Source organism: Sulfitobacter undariae, from assembly GCF_014196805.1.
Lineage (GTDB): Bacteria > Pseudomonadota > Alphaproteobacteria > Rhodobacterales > Rhodobacteraceae > Sulfitobacter > Sulfitobacter undariae.
In genome coordinates this window covers 1-17,028 of the sequence record NZ_JACIEI010000021.1, presented here as the reverse complement: position 1 = coordinate 17,028, position 17,028 = coordinate 1, and the positions used below count along the sequence as shown (strand labels likewise).

Below are 17,028 nucleotides of genomic sequence, written 5' to 3'. Positions count from 1 at the left end.
TGAGTGTCACCGAAACCCCGAAAGAATCGGGGCGGTGAATTCGGGATGACATACGGGCAGTATATGACCTGTAGCGTCCCACGAGCAGAAATACGGATGCCCGCAAAGGGCACGGACAGGCGAGGCAATAGCCATGACAGATATAAACGCAGGCACTGCGCCTGCGACTCGTGGAGGCTTGTTGCCCGATCGTCATCCGACGGCTGATTTTTTCAGTTGTGATGTTTTTGATGCGGCGCCCAAAGGGGATCTGGGCTCTATGGAGCACCCGATATTCTCGCTTTCTACCCGCCCTGATCGCCGCATTTTATCTTATGCCCATAACGGGACGACCATCGAAGTGGTGCCTTCCGTCAAAGGGCGTGCAACGATCCATGACAAGGATATCCTGATTTTCTGCATCAGCCAGTTGATGGCTGCGGTGAATGCAGGACGTGCGATCTCGCGCAGGCTTACGCTCAAGGCGCATGATCTTTTGGTAGCGACAAATCGTGACACATCGGGGGATGCTTATACCCGTCTGAAGGACGCCTTCGAGCGGCTGGCAGGCACCCGCATTACCACCAATATGGCCACAGGTGGGGTCGAGACCACACAGGGATTTGGCCTGATTGATACGTGGGAGATCAAACGCCACACGCGGGGAGGGCGGATGATCTCGGTCAGTGTGACGCTGAGTGAGTGGTTGTTTCGTGCGGTGCAGACAAAATCCGTGTTGACCTTGAACCGTGATTATTTTCGCCTGCGCAAACCGCTGGAACGGCGCATTTATGAGTTGGCGCGCAAACATTGTGGCCGTCAGCGTGAATGGCGTGTCAGTGTGACGACCCTACATAAAAAATCAGGTTCGGCAGCCCCCGTGCGGGTGTTTCGTGCCGCATTGCGCAAGATGGCGGCTGCGGCACATTTGCCCGACTATGATATGGTTGAAGAAAGCGGAGACCTGATGACATTCTCGCGCCGCGCTGTGGTGCTGGAACATGGGCTTGCCCCCCAACTCAGCGCCGATGCGCTGGAAGCGGCACGTGTCTTGGTGCCCGGTGCGGATGTCTATGCGTTAGAAGCCGACTGGCGCAGCTATTGGGAGCGCAGCGGACAAGCCATTTTGCGCAACGCCGATTTGGCGTTTTTGGGCTGGGTGCGGGCACAAGCAGGGGACGCTGCCAGAGGCTAACGGCGGTCTATTGTGCAGACAGTCTTTTTATTTCCCCATGCTGGCCGCAATGTGAGCGTAATTCTCCCACAGTTTCTGAGACAGCTTTAAGGCCGGTCTATTTTCAGACGGGCCGTGTCACGGAGATGAATAAGAATGGTCTATGCCAGCACGCTCGAGATTTATATGTTAAACCTTATCAACGAGGTGCGTAGTTCATTTGGTCTGGATCCGCTCAAGCTTGAGACAAATCTCAATGAATCTGCAGAAGATCATTCGCAATGGATGATGAAAGAAAATGTCTTCTCTCATACGGGCGAAAACGGCACAACCTCGACACAGCGTATCACGTCTGCAGGTTTTGACCTTTTGGGCAGTTGGGGCACAGCCGAAAACCTTGCAGTGCAAACCGTGCGCGGCGCTGAAGGCTATCTGGATGATGTAAAAGATTTACATGAGTCCCTGATGAACAGCCCAGGCCACCGGGCGAATATCCTTAATCCTGATTTGAAGTATATCGGGATAGGGATCGAGTTAGGGACCTTCTCTTATAGCAACGGTGTTACAGCCACGTCGCTTATCGTGACCCAAAATTTTGGCCGCACGCAAGGCACTGTTGATCTGGATGACCTCAATCACGGAAAAGGTGAAATCGCTGAAACGGTTGTAGACGCCCCAGTCGAAAGCCCTGACGTAGAGGTGGCATCCAACGAGGCTGATGCTGAAGGCGGTCCTGATGCACCCTTGGATGATCGTATCGTGGAGCCCGTATGGGCGGGCAACGGACATAACTTTGTCAGAGGCGAGTCAGGCGATGATCGTATCTATGGTATGAACGGATTTGACACGCTCTGGGGCGGAGATGGGGATGACACGATCTCTGGTGGGGGCTGGGCCGATACCATTCGGGGTGACGCAGGTGATGATAGCCTTATGGGCGATAATGGTGACGACCTGATTTTTGGCGGCACAGGTAATGATACCATCAAAGGCGGTCTGCACGCGGATACGCTGAAGGGTGACGCAGGCGATGACGTTATCGATGGTGAACAAGGTAATGACGTCCTTTGGGGCGGTGACGGCAATGATTCCATCGACGGCGGTGCCGGATTTGACACCGTCTGGTCAGGCGCGGGGAATGATACGATCCGCGCAGGCGGCTGGGCCGATACAATTGGCGGCGGCGGCGGGAATGACTTCCTTTATGGCGATAACGGCGATGACCTGATCTGGGGCGGGGATGGTGATGATGTCATCGAGGGCGGCCTGCACAATGATCGGTTGAATGGCGGAGCTGGTGAGGATCATATCATTGGCGAACAGGGTGATGATGCGATCGATGGCGGCTGGGGAAATGATACAATCTACGGCGGTTCAGGGAAAGATGTTCTCAGCGGTGAACGTGGTGACGATGTGATCAGCGGCGGCTGGGGGAATGACCGTATCTTCGGTCAGGAAGGTCATGACACCTTGTCTGGTGATGAGGGGGATGACTTTATTTGGGCAGGCTGGGGTGATGATGACGTCACCGGCGGGAGTGGCGCGGATGTATTTGTCTTTGGCCACAAGGATGGCAATGACATCATCCGCGATTTTGATGCCACCGAAGGTGATGTGCTTCGCCTCAATGACTCGCTGTGGCGCGATAGCTATGGGGCGCTGAGCACCGATGAAGTTCTATCTACCTTTGGGGAAACGCAGGGCGACACGTTTACGCTGACCTTTGACGGAGGTGAAACCATTACATTTGATGGTAACCCCGTCCTTGAGGATGCGATTGTGATATTCTGATCAGCCGTCAATGACAGAAAAACGGCGGTGAGAAACCCGCCCGTTTTTGCAGACGCGTTGCCTTTTTAGGCATCAGCGCGTCTGCAAATATACGCTTATTCAAAGCGCGCTATGAGCTGTGGGAGCAGATCCAGTGCTTCGCGGATGGTCACATCCATATCCAGATAGCGATAGGTCCCCAGACGTCCGACAAAGCTGACGCCTTCTGTCTGCGCGGCCAGCGCCTCATATTCCCCCAGCATTGTTTTTTCCTCGACCATGCGGATCGGGTAATAAGGGATGTCATCAGGTCCACAGGCACGGGCATATTCACGGTAACACACGGTGCCCTCATGGCTTTCCCAAGGGGCAAAATGCTTGTGCTCGGTGATGCGTGTATAGGGGACTTCGCGGTTGCCATAGTTCATCACAGCGCAGCCTTGCCAATCGCCTGTATCGGTGAACCGTTCAAAATCCAGAGTGCGATATCCCAGACGCCCCAGCTTGTGATCAAAATAGGCATCCAGCGGGCCTGACCAAATGAGGTGGTCTGCGTTCTCTGCCATGGCAGGGGTATAGGGGGTTTCCAGATGCACATCGATGTTCGGGTGATCCAAGATGCTCTCGACCATGGCGGTATATCCCTGTTCGGGCATGCCTTGGAATTTATGGGCAAAATAATTGTCGTCATAGTTAAACCGCAAGGGCAGACGTTTGAGGATCGAGGCAGGCAGGGCGCTGGGGGCACAGCCCCATTGTTTTTCCGTATATCCCTGAAAAAACGCTTCATACAAATCCCGCCCGACAAAGCGCAGCGCCTGTTCCTCAAAACTTTGCGGATCGGTGATGCTGGTGTCGGCCTGTGTCTGTTCAATAAAGGCGCGTGCCTCGTCGGGGCGCAGGGTTTTGCCAAAAAACTGGTTGATGGTGTGCAGGTTTACAGGAAGCGAATAGACCGCACCATCTACTGTGCTTTTGACGCTATTTTTATAGGGTTTAAAATGCGCGTGGGCATTTACATAATCCCAGACCTGCACGTCATCGGTGTGGAAAATATGCGGCCCGTACACATGAACCAACACACCCGTGTCCGGGCAGCGCTCGGTGTGGCAGTTGCCTGCCACATGGGAGCGGCTGTCGATGACGGTGATTTTATGGCCCGCTTGCGCCAGGCCACGTCCCAGCACTGCGCCGCTCAGGCCTGCGCCCACAATCAAGATATTCATCATTTTGCCTTTCATCGCCCCGCACTGAGGTGGCTGCGTGCAGGGCTGATACGCAGCGCTGCTGAATGCTGATTAAACTATGCTGAAAAGGTGAGGTAAAACAGGGGTAAACGGCCTTTTTTTGCCTGAGTTTTGGCCGACCCCCTACGTTTTGCTCTGCCAGATACAGCCCAGCAATTGAACTGGGTGGGGCTGGATCGTGTATTTTGAATATGAACAACATCTGAGTGTGGGTGACATCGCCTTTGACGCAGACATTCGTGGGTTGAAGGTCGTGCATTTGGGGGTCGGGAGCTTTCTGCTCAGCGCGACAGGTCTGAACGGTGGTTTGGTATCTTATCAACTGGGGCCGGATGGTGCGGTTAGGGGGATAGCGGGCCAGCAAATCTTCTTGCAAGGGGAGGGAACATCCGCAGGGGGCATGATGGATGTTGTCGCCAGTGGCTCTGGGGCCTCCCTTGTTCTGGCGGGCGGCAGAAGCACAGGGCTGGTTCAGTATGAATTGACTGCACAGGGTGGTATTACGTCGGGCGCATCCACGGTTGGCAGCAGTGGCAGCAGCGGGGCCGTGGCATATGTCCTCTCGGAGGGGGAAGGCGCGGCCGTCTTTTACCGTGTGGAACGTGATAGCGGACAGGTGTTGCGCTATACCCAGAATGGGTCGGGCGATTTGCATGCGGATACTGGCCCAATGGACCCTGTTGTACTGGAGGGGGTTACGGCCCTTAAAACAGTGGTTGTAGGGGGCAATCCATTTCTGCTGGCGGCGCAGGCCGCCACTCAGGGGATCAGCAGTTACCGCATCAATGACACAACCGGGGTGCTGACCTATGCAGACGGCATTGGGGCCGAACAAGGCTTGGGAATCCATGCGCCTACCAGCTTTGAGACGCTGACGGTCTTTGGTAAAACATGGGTGGTGCTGGGCAGTGCAGGGACCTCTACGTTAAGTGTGATGTCCTTATCTGCGACGGGACAGCTTGAGGCAGTGGACCATGTCATGGACACGTTAGAAACGCGTTTCGGCGGGGTTCCGTCGGTGGCCATCACTCAGGTCGAGGATCGTGCGTTTATAATCGCCGGCGGGGCGGATGACGGATTGAGCTTGTTCACCCTGCTGCCCGACGGGCGTTTATTGCACCTTGAGAGCATTCCGCACAGGATCGGGACAGGTTTGATGAATGTGGGTCAGATTGAGACCGCAGTCATGGGCGACAAGGTGCAGATTTTTGTGAGCAGTAGCGTCGACCAAGGCATTAGCCGTTTTACGATTGATCTCTCGGAACTGGGCCAAACCTTGCGCGGAGATTTGGACGGCGCGGCGACAATACGCGGCGGGAATGCCGATGATCTCTTGGTCGCAGGGGCAAACGATACCCTATGGGGCGGGGCGGGAGATGATATCTTGCAAGGGGCGGCGGGCGCGCAGCTCAATGGGGGCGCAGGAGCTGACCTTTTTGTGGTGGGGGATATCGTTGGCACCGTCCATATTCAGGATTTTGATCCTGATACGGATCGTCTGGATTTGTCTTCTCTCTTTATGTTGCGGTCTGCGGCCCAACTTAACATTGCACTCAAGTGCCTCGGGCGCCTCCATTGAATATCGCGATACGGTGATTGAAATAAAATCAGCAAACGGCGCGCCGCTTGAACGGGAAGATTTGTTTGGAAGGGCTTTTGAATGGGCGGACCATATCCCCATTCTGGAGCGCAGCGTTGCGCCGCCTCCGCCTCCAACACCTCCTGTTATCGTGACACCACCGGTTGTCGTGACACCTCCAGTTGTGGTGACGCCGCCAGTTGAGATGACACCCCCTGTCGTCAGTCTTACTTTGAAGGGGGGCAATGGTGCCGACCTTCTGACCGGAGCGGGAAAAAATGATACACTTGCGGGCGGTGGCGGGAATGACACGATTTGGGGGCATGCAGGGAACGACAGCCTGCAAGGCGATGCAGGTAATGACACGATCTTTGGTGGTGACGGCAATGATCTGGCCTTCGGAGGTGACGGCAATGACAGCATGGAGGGAGGCAATGGTGTCGACACATTCTATGGCGATGACGGTGATGATATTATCTTTGGGGGCGCTGGAGATGATGGTCTCTGGGGCGATGTGGGGGATGACACTTTATACGGTGGCGCGGGGAATGACACATTAGGCGGGTATATCGGCGATGATGTTTTCTTTGGCGGGGATGGCAACGATGTCGTTTGGGGAAACAAAGGCGAGGACCGCGGTTGGGGCGGATGGGGCGATGATACGCTGGGCGGCGGAGAGGGGCGGGATATTATGTACGGGGAAGGGGGGAATGATCTGGTCTGGGGTGGGGGGGGCGATGATACCCTCTACGGCGGCATAGGCGACGACACGGTAGGCGGGTTTGTCGACAATGACGTTGCCTACGGCAATGAGGGCAATGATTCCGTCTGGGGCAATGTTGGCAACGATCGGCTGTATGGCAATGAGGGAAACGACCTATTGGGCGGGGGCTTGGGGCATGACACGCTGAATGGCGGTGCCGGCAGTGACACGTTGATGGGAGGTGAAGGCAATGATTATTTCTGGGGAGGCGATGGGGAGGATACGTTCCATTTCTTCTTCGGTCAGCAGGCCCGTGACATCATCGGAGATTTCAATATTTCAGAGGATCTGATCCGCATCCAAGGCGGGCCGTCTTCTTTTAAATCTTTAAAACTCTCCCAGAATGAGGGTGACGTGCATGTGCACCTGAAAAACGGAACCATTGTGATCAAAGACGTGGATGTCTCTGACCTTGGAAGCGAACATTTCTGGATGGGCTAAGCTTAATCGCTGCCGAACAGATCGCGGGTGAAGACCTTGTCTGTTACATCTGACAACTCGTCTGTCATGCGGTTGGCAATGATGATATCGGCCTCAGCCTTAAAGGCATCCAGATCGTGGATCACCCGTGAGTTAAAAAAACGATCTTGTGTCATCGCCGGTTCAAACACAATGACCTCAACACCTTTGGCCTTGATCCGTTTCATGATCCCTTGAATGGAGGACTGGCGGAAGTTGTCCGATCCGGCCTTCATCACCAGACGGTGTACGCCCACAATTTTGGGTTTGCGGGCAATAATCTGCTCGGCCAGAAAATCCTTGCGGGTGTGGTTGGCATCCACAATCGCGCGGATCAAGTTTTGCGGCACTTCGGAATAATTGGCCAACAGCTGTTTGGTATCTTTGGGCAGGCAGTATCCGCCATAGCCGAAAGACGGATTGTTATAATGATTGCCGATGCGTGGATCGAGGCTGATGCCCTCGATGATCTGGCGGCTATCCACGCCGCGCGTCATCGCATAGCTGTCCAGCTCGTTGAAAAACGCCACCCGCATGGCAAGGTAGGTATTGGCAAACAGCTTGATCGCTTCGGCCTCGGAGGCGTCGGTGAATTTCACTGGGATATCTGTGGCAACGGCACCTTGCACCAGCAGATCGGCAAACTGGTGGGCTGCCTGTGTGGTGGCGCCGACAATAATCCGGCTGGGGTGCAGGTTATCGTATAGCGCACGGCCTTCGCGCAAAAATTCGGGGCTGAATATGATATTGTCACTGTCCAGCTCGAACCGCATCCGTTCGGTAAAGCCGACGGGGATCGTAGATTTAATCACAATCTGCGCGTCTTCATTGGCCTCAAGCGCCCGCACCAAAACGGTCTCGACGCTGGAGGTGTCAAAATAGTTGGTATCTGAATCGTAATTTGTAGGGGTCGCGATAATGATGAAATCGGCATCGGAAAAAGCGGCGGCACTATCGGTGGTGGCGCTTAAATCCAATTTACGATTGGCAAGGTAATCCGAAATATCAGTGTCTACTATGGGGCTTTTGCCCGCGTTGATCATATCAACGCGGGATTTGTCGATGTCCACAGCAACAACAGTGTTGTGCTGTGCCAGTAAGACTGCGTTTGAAAGGCCCACATAGCCGAGGCCTGCGATCGCAATTTTCATGGGTACTCTTTCTTAGAGCGTTTGCTCATACTCGTTAAAAACTCTGGTCATACTCACCGACACCAGGTTCGGTACGGATGACATCATCCACAGCTTTAAAGATCGCACGCAGCTCTGCTTCGGATTCGGAACTTTCGCATACCACCACCAGATTTGGGGTGTTTGAGCTGGCGCGTACCAGCCCCCAGCTGCCGTTATCAAGGATCACCCGTGCGCCGTTGACTGTGACAACTTGCGCCACTTTGCGGCCTGCAAATTCGGTCAAATTTTCCATCTTGGAAACGATGCGCGCAAGGATATCGTATTTTTCCTCATCCGCCGCATAAGGCGACAGGGTGGGCATGGAATAGGTTAGCGGCAAGGCGCGGCGCAGGTCGGACATGGACATATCCGGGTTGCGGTCCATCAGCTTGCAGATTTCTACCGCAACACGCATGCCGCAATCGTATCCGCGGCCAATCGGCTCGGCCAGAAAATAGTGGCCGGATTTCTCGAAACCCGCCAGCGCGCCAATCTCTTTGACACGGCGCTTCATGTGGCTGTGGCCTGTTTTCCAATAATCCGCAGTGACGCCATTGGCGATCAACTCGGGGTCCGAGGCATAAAGCCCTGTTGATTTCACATCCGCCACAAAGGTGGAGTTGGGGTAAATCTTGGACAGGTCACGCGCCATGATCACGCCGACCTTATCGGCGAAAATTTCTTCGCCCTCATCATCTACCACGCCGCAGCGGTCGCCGTCGCCGTCAAATCCCAGCGCAAAATCAGCGCCCGAGGCTTTGACGCTGTCAGACATGTCATGCAGCATTTCCATGGCTTCGGGGTTCGGGTTGTAATGCGGGAAAGTGTAATCCAGCTCATTGTGGCTTTCGACCACCTCAACGCCCAGACGGCGGAACAGTTCGGGCGCAAAGGCCGCTGCCGTGCCGTTGCCCGTGGCGCAAACCACCTTGAGCTTGCGGGTCATTTTAAAGTCACCGACCAGATCATCCAGATAGGCTTCGCGCACACCTTCAACGAATTCGTATTTACCACCTTCACAGGCCACGGCTTTGCCGCTCAGCACGATATCGCGCAGCTCGTTCATCTCGTCCGGGCCGTGGGTCAACGGGCGCTCAAAGCCCATCTTTACACCGGTCCAGCCGTTGGGGTTATGCGAGGCCGTGACCATGGCCACCGCAGGAGCATCCAGATGGAATTGTGCAAAATACGCCATCGGTGACAGGGCCGGGCCGATGTCTTTGACGTGGATGCCCGCCTGCATGAGGCCCAGCATCAGTGCGTTTTTGATGGAAAGGGAATAGTCGCGATAGTCATTGCCCACTGCAATCACAGGTTCAATCCCGCGCAGGTGCATCTGCGTGCCAAGCCCCATGCCCAACGCCGTGATCCCCGGCAGGTTGATGGCTTCTGGATACTGCCAACGCGCATCATACTCGCGAAATCCGGTAGGGGCGATCATGGGGTCGCGCAAAAATTCCCAAGTGTTGGGGGTGACGGTCGGCAATGGCTTATTCATAATGCTCTGTATTCCATTATTATAATTTTATCAGTTTACTAAATAGTTTCAATTTATGGACGGTGGTGCAAGGTTAATGACCAAAACCGTCTAAAATATGTCGTGAAGCGTTTTTACTGTCAAAAACAGGTCATTATTCTATGTATTACAGCCCCGCGGCTTTGGTTAAATTCACGCGAAAACGGTCTCGGCTGCGTTGATAGCGGCGGGTCATTTCAACCGATGCATGGCCCAGTTGTTTTTGGATATAGCGTTCATCAACATGCGCACCCGACGCAAGGCCAGCCCGCAGACTATGCCCGGAAAACAGCGCCAGACGTTCTTTTTCGGGGAGATCATTGCGGATGTCCGAAGCCAGCACAGTTTGTTTGATCAATCGCGCAACATGCTTATCCGAAAGCCGCGCCTCAAGGATGCGGCTATTGTCGCGGCTGACACGGCGAAACAGAGGCCCAAAATCTATTTTGGCAAAGTGTAACCAGTGCTCCAAAGCATAAATAGGGCATGTGCGCTTTGATGAACCACGTCCGATTTCCACCTCTCGCCAGCCGGTTTTTCCCCGCACAAATACCACGGCGCCTTCTTTTCCGATCTCGATCCAACCGTCGCTGTCAGGGGTATCATCTTTGCAAAAATCGAGCCCGACAATTTCGGAGCGGCGGAACCCTCCGGCAAATCCAATCAATAAAATTGCGCGGTCTCGAAGCCCGCGTAGATCATGCGGCAAGGTTGCAATCATCGCGCTGATGTCTTCGGCCAGCACAGCTTCTTTTTGGAGGGGAGGGCGTCCATGTTTGCGGCGAATGCCTGCCAGAACAGTTGATATATGTGGATTTTTGCGGTCCAGCACAAAACCGCGGTGTCGGTAATGCCATGCAAGACCAGAGAGCCGGCGTTCTATCGTCGATACCGAAAGGGCAGGGGCCTTGGTGTCAGGGCTTGCGCAATTGGCAATGTAGAGACCGATCAAATCAGGTGAGGGGGGGAGTGGATCTGCACCGCGTCTGTGGCACCAGCCAAGGAAATGTTGCCAATCATGTTGGTAAGCCATGTTGGTATTTTCGGCCGTTGCATGGTGGGCATAATCGCGTGCGGTATCCACAAGACGGTCAAGCGATGTTGACCCGGCAACAGAGGAAGGCACCTGTATGGCTTGGGTGTCTTCCCCTGTTGATGAGCGATCATTTGAGGTCATATTAGTCTCTAGTCATAAGGTTAGAGTGTGCGAATTTTGTCTGCGATCCCCATCACAACCTCATTGAGAAGCGCCTCGTCTTCGCATTCGCCCATCACGCGGATCAAAGGCTCGGTGCCCGATTTGCGGATCAGCAGACGGCCATTTTTAGCCAGCCGTGTTTCGCCATCGGCGATAGCGTCCTGAATGGCAGGCATTTCCAGAGGGGCCATGCCTGCAACGAATTTCACATTTTCCAACAGTTGCGGCACGGGCTCAAAGCTGCGGGTCAGGACACTGGCGGGATCGCCGCTTTCCTTGAGGGCCGCCAGAAATTGCAGCCCCGCTACCAAGCCGTCACCTGTGGTGGCAAAATCGGTCATCACGATATGGCCCGATTGTTCGCCGCCCATGTTGAAGCCGCCTGCGCGCATTTCTTCGACCACATAGCGATCTCCAATGCCGGTGCGGCGCAGATCAATGCCTTGAGTGTTCAGATAGCGCTCTAGTCCAAGGTTGGACATATGTGTCGCCACCAGCGTGTTATGGTTCAGGCGGCCTGCACGGGCCCAATTGGTGGCTAGCACCGCCATGATCTGATCGCCGTCCACAATGGTGCCTGTTTCATCCAGCACGATAATCCGGTCGGCATCACCGTCCAGACAGATCCCCAGATCGGCGCCGTGTTCACGTACGGCTTTGCCGGCCATTTCAGGGTGGGTTGAGCCACAACCATCGTTGATGTTGTACCCGTTCGGGTTCACCCCCAGCGGGATGATCTGCGCGCCCAACTCCCACAGGGTTTCGGGGGCGGTTTTATAGGCCGCGCCATTGGCGCAATCGATCACAATTTTCATGCCGTCCAGCCGTACGCGCTGGGGCAGGGTGGTTTTGGCATATTCTACATAGCGACCTTGACCGCCGTTCAGCCGTGTGACCCGCCCGATCACATCTGAAGGTTCAGCAAAACCGCCAGTATCCAGAATAGCTTCAATCGCATATTCTGCCTCATCCGATAACTTAAAGCCGTCAGGGCCGAAAAATTTGATCCCGTTGTCATGAGCGGGATTGTGGCTGGCCGATATCATCACGCCCAGATCGCCGCGCATCGAATGGGTCAGGCGCCCGACAGCCGGTGTCGGGATCGGGCCCAGCACAAACACGTCCATGCCTGCCGCCGTAAACCCGGCTGTCAGCGCATTTTCCAACATATAGCCCGAACGGCGTGTGTCTTTGCCAATCACCACGCGGTGGCGGCCTTCGCCTTTGCTAAAATACCGGCCGACGGCCATTGCCAGACGCACGGCAAATTCTGCGGTCATCGGGTGGTGGCCTGCGCGGCCGCGAATGCCATCGGTTCCGAAATAAGTCTTGCTCATAATCGCGCTCCTCAAAAAAACTTGGTATAAAAACTTGGTATTTCGGGAGAGCTTATTCCACGGTCACAGATTTAGCGAGATTGCGCGGCTGGTCCACATCCGTACCTTTTTCAATTGCTGTATGATAAGATAGCAATTGCATCGGCACGGCATAGGTGATCGCGGCAAATGGGCCTTCGATGGTGGGCATTTCGATCGTTTTCCAAACGCCTTCACCGCCCTCGCTCAGACCCGCCTGATCGCTGACCATGATGATCTTGCCGCCGCGCGCCATGACTTCTTGCATGTTAGAGACTGATTTATCAAACAGCGCATCGCTGGGTGCAAGAACAACCACAGGCAGTTTGTCATCGACCAAAGCAATTGGTCCGTGCTTGAGCTCGCCGCTCGCGTAGCCTTCAGCGTGGATATATGAAATTTCTTTGAGCTTCAGCGCGCCTTCCAGCGCCAGTGGATACATTGCACCACGCCCCAAAAACAGCGCGTCGCTGACATGGCCCAAATGGCTGGCGATCTTCTTGACTTCTTCCTCACAGGTCAACGCCTGCCCCACCAGACGTGGCACCGCCATCAACTGCTCGCATAGCTTGGTCTCGGCGGCGGCGTCCAGATGGCCGCGCTGCCGTGCGGCTGTGATCGCCATAGTGGCCAGTACCGTCAACTGGCAGGTGAAAGCCTTGGTTGAGGCCACACCGATTTCAGTGCCTGCCAAAATGGGCAAGGCCACATCACTTTCGCGCGCAATGGAGGATGTCGCCACATTGACCACGGACACGATCTTACGGGCCTTGCCGGCACAATACCGCAAGGCAGCCAGCGTATCGGCGGTTTCGCCAGACTGGCTGACAAACAGCGCCACGGTGCGGTCTGACAATGGGGGTTCGCGGTAGCGGTATTCAGAGGCGATATCGACCTCAACGGGCAGGCGGGCGATTTGTTCAAACCAGTATTTGGCCGTGTGACAGGCCAGCGCGGCTGTGCCACAGGCCACCATCACCAGACGATCCACATTGCTGAAATCAATGCTCTCCAGCAATTCGCGGCCCATGCGATCGGCCGTGTCACGGCCCCCCAGATAATAATCTGCCGCCGCCGACAACACACGCGGCTGTTCCGCGATCTCTTTGGCCATAAAATGTTTATAGCCGCCTTTATCAACGCTGTTGATGTCAATCTCGACAGTTTTGCGCGCGCGCTCAACCGTCTCACCTTCGGCGGTGTAGAATGTGGCCCCTGCACGGGTCAGAACGGCGATATCGCCCTCTTCCAGATAGGTCACTTCGGAGGTCATCGAGGCCAGCGCCAGTGCATCGGAGCCGATGAACATCTCGCCGTCTCCCCAGCCTACGGCCAAAGGTGATCCTTTGCGCGCGGCAATCATCAGATCGACCTGGCCCTCAAACAGAAAGGCCAGCGCATAAGCGCCCTCTAGTTTGGCGATGGTCGCTTTGGCGGCCTCTTCGGCGCTGTGCCCCTGATCAAGGAACCAGTTACACAGCATTGCTACTGTTTCTGTATCGGTCTGGGTTTCGGGCACAATCTGATGTGCGGCCAGTTCTTCGCGCAGGCTGCGATAGTTCTCAATAATCCCGTTGTGCACCACAGCGACGCGCCCGCGCGCATGCGGGTGGGCGTTGACGGTGGTGGCGGCCCCATGTGTGGCCCAACGGGTGTGGCCGATGCCACTGGTTCCTGTCAGCGGCTCATGCACCAGAAGATCAGCCAGATTGACCAGTTTGCCCAAAGCGCGGCGGCGGTCCAACCTGCCAGCACCCGTGCTTGCGTCTACTGTGGCGATGCCCGCGCTGTCATATCCGCGGTATTCCAACCGCCGCAACCCATCGACAAGGATCGGAGCTGCCTGATGTTTTCCAACAATACCTACGATGCCGCACATAATACCCTGCCTCTTTGTAAAATAGAGTGTCCAGATACGCGTCTGGACCCACTTTAAATAAGAAAAGCATTTAACTTAATTGGAACACCTTGCCAAGACACCCGCCCCATCACCTGATGTTACACATTGTATTCCTGAGCGAATAGTCAGGGTTCATTTTAAACGCGGGGCTGATCTTGTTGATGTTTCTCATGTCATGCGTGGATATGTCTGTTTTTGGAGTGGTTTTTGCTGCCGTCCTTCCAGGAATATCATATGTCCGATAATGGAAACTTATTGGACATAATTGGATCGTGCAATGCGAGGCGGTTATGAACATATTTACTGGCGCTAAGCGCCGCAACGCGTTAGCCTTCAGACATGAAGCCAGCACGCTCAAATCCTGATCCTGATAAGATTACACTACCTCGAATGCCATCTTGGGTCACCGTTGACCGGAGTGAAACCCTTGAAGGTGTGACGTTTTTATTGGGTGCGGCGCTCGGCTACCTGCATCTTGTGTTGGGGAGCGGGGACGTCCCTCAGAGCTTGTTGAGAGAACGTCTGGCCTTGCGTGCAGCAGAGGCAAGTGTGGTCCTGTCCGGACGGCCAGAGCGGGCTGCAGACCTGCGCGATGCGGTCCATTTGCTGCGGCCCGGCGATCTGCCCGGGCCGGCGGGGGAGCTCTATCAGTACTGGCGGCAGGCAGCTGAACGGCCGGTTTCGCTCAAGGCGCTGCAGCGTGCCTTGCCATCCTATTCTGCGCCCGAGCTCGCGGTCTGGCTCGACCAGTGCCACCGGCCAGATAAGCACGATCTGCGGGGTGCGGGGCAAGGCAGCCCCGTGGTGCGGGCGCAGGCTGTGCTTGAGGCCGTGTTGTCGGATCATCCGCGCGCGGAGCATGTGGCGCTTATTCTGGCGGACACAGCGCTGGCGCAGGCTTTGGGGTGGAAGTATATGGTGCCGCTGCTGGGGGGCGGGCTGACCCGGCGCGATCTGCGCAAGACCGGTGATGATCTGCAGTTGGCCTGTCACCACGCGGTCGTGGCGTCGGCAATCGAGGCGACGCGGATGGCGAGCGATCTGGCTCGCCGCGCCGCGTGGCTTCACGCTGTGACCCCCGAGCTGCGCGCCAAGGGGGCCGGGGCGGCGGTGGAGATGTTTTTGACCCGTGATGCGGTGACCCCGTCGGCATTGCCTTTGCCGGATCGGGCGGCGCGGCGGCTCTGCTCCCGGCTGGTAAGCTTGGATGCGGTGCGAGAATTGACGGGGCGGGACAGTTTCCGCCTCTACGGGGTCTGACATGGCAAAACACCAACCCGCCGCCGATCTGGACCGCGCCCTCGCCGACCTGCCGCCCGAGCTGCGCTGGCGGGAGTGGATGCGGCGGATCGAGGCAGTGCTGTTCGCCAGCGCATCGCCTGTGCCGCGCGCGGATCTGGCGCGGGTTGTGGGGCAGGGGGTGTCCGTTGATCTGCTTATAGAGGATCTTATCTCCGATCTGGCTGACCGACCCTATGCGGTGGTCCATGTCGTCGATGGATGGATGCTGCAAACCCGGCCTGCCTATGCCCCTGCGATCCGGGCGGCGGCGGATGTGGGCGATCAGGGTCTCGACCTGAATGAATTCGAAACCGCGGTGCTGGCCGCCATTGCCTATCACCAACCGATTACCCGCGACGGGCTGAAAGACATCTTCGGCAAGGAAGTCAGCCGCAATCTGATCGGACGGCTCAACGCCCAAGACCTGATCGCCACTGGCCCCCGCAGCCCCCTTCGCGGCGCGCCCTATACGTTTGTCACAACCGAACGGTTTCTGGTGGCCTTCGCGTTGGAGAGCCTGCGGGACTTGCCGGATCGCGAGCAGTTGGAAGATGCGGGAATGGGTCACCCTATGAGTGAGTTTGACGGGGTAATTGCTGGGGCATCGCGCTGAAGATGCCATAGGCTGATAGGGCTTGTGATCCTTGAATTGAAACTGATCGGCGCCCAAACCCTGCATAAGGTTAGTTTCGGTGATCTTCGGATACGTAACCTCTTTAGCGGCTTCGCTTTGAACCGTCAGCACTTTCTGATCGTGATATAACGCGACCAACTCTGGCTTGGAGACAGAAGGGACAGCGACAGATTTCTTGCGGGTTTCGGTGAAATCGATTGCGTGGAAGATAGATTTGATCTGCTCAGGCGTCACATTTGTTGCGCGGATGTAGTAGTTTGAGGACGGCGCAAGGTCGCGTACGGTTTCCCTATCGTCCTGAATTCCGGTCACATCACCAGCGCGGGCGCCGATTCCTCGGGAGCCTGCCGATTGGGGCGGGGGAGGGTACATTGATGCTGCCTGCTGCCGAGCTTAAAAACCTACGGGCGGTCTATGTGTCCATCGATACCGAAACCGTCCGGATGCTGCAGCGCTACATTGCCGTCTACCGGCCGGTCTTTGGCTATATGAGCAAAGACAAGCTTTGCCTGAGGTTCCGCCAGCATATGTGGAAATACTGTCAGCTGCGGATAGACTTGCAAGTCATGCGCCATATCGCGGGCAAGGCCATTCTGGACATGGGTCCCAGTGCGATGGGGCTGGTGCAAGAGGTGCTCGGTCACAAGCGCATCGAGACGACAATGTCGTACTATGTGCAGGTCTGCAAAGTCGTTGCCCAGAAAAATTATCTGCAACTGTTCTATCAGTACGAGCGCCGGGTCATGACCCAAGTCAGCTTCCGGATCGATAGGCAGTTCTTAGAAACCCCGTTTTACGGTGTGCGTCAAATGACGTGACACCTGCGCAATGAACAGCATCTTGATGCCATATCGACCGTACTGGCGTGTCAACTCGATCATATCCGCGACCAAGCACTCTTCGTCAGTAAGCGGTGCGCCCACCCCACCTTCCTTGTGAGCCCCTGATCTGAGATTCAGCCCTGACAGATGGATTATAAGGGAGTTTCTCCATGGAGCGCT

Annotated in this window: 12 protein-coding genes and 1 pseudogene; 7 read left to right on the top strand and 6 right to left on the bottom strand. The window is 55.8% G+C overall.

The window, feature by feature from the left end; all coding sequences use genetic code 11:
• Positions 1–133 precede the first annotated feature (133 nt).
• Entirely contained in the window at positions 134–1,174 is a 1,041-nt protein-coding gene (locus GGR95_RS17355) for a replication initiator protein A (RefSeq protein ID WP_184568097.1), read from the top strand.
• 165 nt (positions 1,175–1,339) lie between these two features.
• Complete coding sequence (locus tag GGR95_RS17350; RefSeq protein ID WP_184568095.1) at positions 1,340–2,944, top strand: CAP domain-containing protein; 1,605 nt, start codon at positions 1,340–1,342, stop codon at positions 2,942–2,944.
• Between the two features lie 95 nt (positions 2,945–3,039).
• Here GGR95_RS17350 and glf read toward each other — a convergent pair.
• A pseudogene (glf, locus tag GGR95_RS17345) lies at positions 3,040–4,176 on the bottom strand (UDP-galactopyranose mutase); the annotation flags it as partial.
• Positions 4,177–4,348: 172 nt separating this feature from the next.
• Here glf and GGR95_RS17340 point away from each other — a divergent pair.
• Both GGR95_RS17340 and GGR95_RS17335 read left to right on the top strand, forming a co-directional pair.
• Complete coding sequence (locus GGR95_RS17340; protein ID WP_221385002.1) at positions 4,349–5,749, top strand: calcium-binding protein; 1,401 nt, start codon at positions 4,349–4,351, stop codon at positions 5,747–5,749.
• 151 nt (positions 5,750–5,900) lie between these two features.
• Positions 5,901–6,953, top strand: coding sequence for a calcium-binding protein (locus GGR95_RS17335; protein ID WP_221385000.1), 1,053 nt, complete (start codon positions 5,901–5,903; stop codon positions 6,951–6,953).
• Between the two features lie 2 nt (positions 6,954–6,955).
• Here GGR95_RS17335 and GGR95_RS17330 read toward each other — a convergent pair whose 3' ends face one another.
• The 5 genes from GGR95_RS17330 to glmS all read right to left on the bottom strand — a co-directional run bounded on the left by GGR95_RS17330 (position 6,956) and on the right by glmS (position 14,091).
• Positions 6,956–8,122, bottom strand: coding sequence for a nucleotide sugar dehydrogenase (locus GGR95_RS17330; RefSeq protein WP_184568089.1), 1,167 nt, complete (start codon positions 8,120–8,122; stop codon positions 6,956–6,958).
• A 34-nt stretch (positions 8,123–8,156) separates the two neighbouring features.
• Entirely contained in the window at positions 8,157–9,641 is a 1,485-nt protein-coding gene (locus GGR95_RS17325; RefSeq protein WP_184568087.1) for a phosphomannomutase/phosphoglucomutase, read from the bottom strand.
• A 145-nt stretch (positions 9,642–9,786) separates the two neighbouring features.
• On the bottom strand, positions 9,787–10,836 hold the full coding sequence (locus GGR95_RS17320) for a site-specific integrase (protein ID WP_184568085.1): 1,050 nt from the start codon (positions 10,834–10,836) through the stop codon (positions 9,787–9,789).
• 20 nt (positions 10,837–10,856) lie between these two features.
• Positions 10,857–12,194, bottom strand: coding sequence for a phosphoglucosamine mutase (gene glmM / locus GGR95_RS17315; RefSeq protein ID WP_184568083.1), 1,338 nt, complete (start codon positions 12,192–12,194; stop codon positions 10,857–10,859).
• Between the two features lie 52 nt (positions 12,195–12,246).
• Entirely contained in the window at positions 12,247–14,091 is a 1,845-nt protein-coding gene (glmS, locus tag GGR95_RS17310; protein WP_184568081.1) for a glutamine--fructose-6-phosphate transaminase (isomerizing), read from the bottom strand.
• 411 nt (positions 14,092–14,502) lie between these two features.
• On the opposite strand from glmS, the gene GGR95_RS17305 reads away from it, so the two are divergent.
• The 3 genes from GGR95_RS17305 (at position 14,503) to GGR95_RS17295 (ending at position 16,845) form a co-directional block, all read left to right on the top strand.
• On the top strand, positions 14,503–15,372 hold the full coding sequence (locus GGR95_RS17305; RefSeq protein ID WP_246423436.1) for a DUF1403 family protein: 870 nt from the start codon (positions 14,503–14,505) through the stop codon (positions 15,370–15,372).
• 1 nt (position 15,373) lies between these two features.
• Complete coding sequence (gene scpB / locus GGR95_RS17300) at positions 15,374–16,006, top strand: SMC-Scp complex subunit ScpB (protein ID WP_184568077.1); 633 nt, start codon at positions 15,374–15,376, stop codon at positions 16,004–16,006.
• A 395-nt stretch (positions 16,007–16,401) separates the two neighbouring features.
• The gene (locus GGR95_RS17295) at positions 16,402–16,845 is read left to right on the top strand and encodes a hypothetical protein (RefSeq protein WP_184568075.1); all 444 of its coding nucleotides are present in this window, start codon (positions 16,402–16,404) and stop codon (positions 16,843–16,845) included.
• The last annotated feature ends 183 nt before the right edge of the window (positions 16,846–17,028 follow it).